Annotated in this window: 4 protein-coding genes; 1 reads left to right on the top strand and 3 read right to left on the bottom strand. The window is 32.9% G+C overall.

All coding sequences use genetic code 11. The features are described from left to right. From H964_RS07375 to H964_RS07365, 3 genes are all read right to left on the bottom strand, one after another. On the bottom strand, positions 1-203 hold a 203-nt coding region (locus H964_RS07375; RefSeq protein ID WP_039766231.1), incomplete at its 3' end, for a MerR family DNA-binding transcriptional regulator. 139 nt (positions 204-342) lie between these two features. Next, positions 343-579, bottom strand: a complete 237-nt coding sequence (secG, locus tag H964_RS07370) for a preprotein translocase subunit SecG (protein WP_039766229.1) — start codon at positions 577-579, stop codon at positions 343-345. A gap of 43 nt (positions 580-622) precedes the next feature. Beyond that, entirely contained in the window at positions 623-787 is a 165-nt protein-coding gene (locus tag H964_RS07365; protein ID WP_237738235.1) for a hypothetical protein, read from the bottom strand. A gap of 566 nt (positions 788-1,353) precedes the next feature. Here H964_RS07365 and H964_RS07360 point away from each other — a divergent pair. Then, positions 1,354-1,995, top strand: a 642-nt coding sequence (locus H964_RS07360; RefSeq protein ID WP_193353822.1) for a S8 family serine peptidase, incomplete at its 3' end; no start/stop codon positions are given.

Raw genomic sequence — 1,995 nt, 5'->3', positions numbered from 1 at the left:
GTTGATACCCTTGCATACAAAACAACAGTTGGTTTTGGTTTTTCCTCTATCATACCCAGTAGTTTTTCTATGTCTTCTTTTTTATACCTTCTTCTACCCTTTGGGGTTCTAACAGGGGTAATTAACCCCTCTTTCTCCCAGTTTATAAGTGTCCTTCGACTGATTGAGTATATTTCTTTTACTTTTTGCATACTTAATAACATCTATCATCACCTAATTAAAATTATACCCTTTTGCATAACTATTTTCAACTGTTGCTGCCTTCTTTTGTAATTTAATTGTAAAAATATACCACGTATGATGGTTAAAATAAAAACCCAAGGTCGGCTACCAACCTTAGGTTTACTTTATTACTAAGAATAAAAGTATTGATACAACAAAGAAAGCCGCTGCAATTATCCATGTGTATCTTCCAAGCATAGCATCAAGTGTTCTTCCCTTGTACTTTCCAAAAAATGTCTCAGCACCACCTGCAATTGACCCAGAAAGCCCTGCGCTCTTGCCTGACTGCAAAAGCACAACAATTATAAGTGCAATTGCTAAAAGAAGCTCTAAAATGGTCAGTACTATCTTTGCCATCTGTTTTTAAAACCTCCTAAAAATTTAGTATTGACTGCAAAAATTACAGGTCAACTTCCCTGCACTTTGTTTCAACAAGCTTGATAGAACCTTCTTTGTCCTCACCCAAAAGCAAATCACACATCTCTTTTGCCTTAGCGTTTGTGAGAAAGATATCTTCTACTTTTCTTCCATCTTTGTATTCAATCTTAACATAGAAGACTTTCAATACGTTCACCTTCCTTGCAAAAAGCCATAAAAACCATATTAAAATTATACCACAAGATAAGAAAAATTCAATCAAAATGATGAGCTTTTATCTTTTACTCTTTATTCAGCAAAAAGTCATACCTGGCATCAGCGGATTTTAAGAGTAAATAACTTCTTGCCCTTCTCCTTTTGCTATGCCCTTACTCATATCTGAAGACACAAGTGTGCGGGCATTTACTTCATCAATTATATTATTCTCTACTTTGGTTTGTATTTTCTTCTTATTCTCCCTATTTTCTTGATTATTTTATGCTATTTTTTCTTTTTTACCAATAGGGGCATCTTTTCCCCATCTTAAACTCCACAAAAATTTTACGTCAAGTATAAAAGTATGACTCTATTGTTTAGACTTTCTATATGAAGATGTAAAATTTATGCAATTTGCCTATTGCGTTTTTTTTTTTTTTTTTTTGATATAAGTATTTATAGCTATTTTATCCATTGAAAGGAGTTGATAACTATTACTATACTTAACACCTCTTAAATACTTTAATCCTATTTATTTTGTTAGGAGGTTCTAATTTGTTGCACAAACACAAAAAGCTTTTTTTACTCTCAAGCGCTATCTTTGCAATATTATCATCAATACTTGCTGCCAACCTCTACATGAGTAATAATCCTTCTACTCAAAACCCTCAACAAGTCTATAAAAAGCAAATTATTCCATGGAGCTACAAGAAACTTGGTATCACAAAAATATGGAAATTTACAAGAGGCAAAAATGTTAAAATTGCTATTCTGGATTCTGGTATTGACCTGAACCATCCTGATTTAAAACATGCAAATATCATCAAAACTATTAACTTTATAGAACCAAACAAACCTGCCGTGGATGAAACAGGACATGGAACTTTTATCGCTGGTATAATCGCAGCTCAAAATAATAACTTTGGTATTGTTGGCATTGCACCTGAAGCTGAAATCTACATCTTAAAAATCTTAAATAAAAAACTTGAAGGAAAAGTTGATCTCGTTGTACGTGCTCTTGATTTTTGTATAAAAAACAAGATTAACATTGTTAACATGAGTTTTTCCACCTCATCTGATAATCCAAAACTCAGAAAAGCTGTTTTAAAAGCAACAAAACATGGAATAATCATTGTTGCCTCGGCAAGAAATTCATTCGGTTCAAAAGCAGGCTTTCCTGCATCATACCCCGAAGTTATT

It is taken from the genome of Caldicellulosiruptor sp. F32 (assembly GCF_000404025.1).
Lineage (GTDB): Bacteria > Bacillota > Thermoanaerobacteria > Caldicellulosiruptorales > Caldicellulosiruptoraceae > Caldicellulosiruptor > Caldicellulosiruptor saccharolyticus.
Note: the sequence above shows the minus strand (reverse complement) of the source record. Positions and strands in the feature narration are given on the sequence as shown.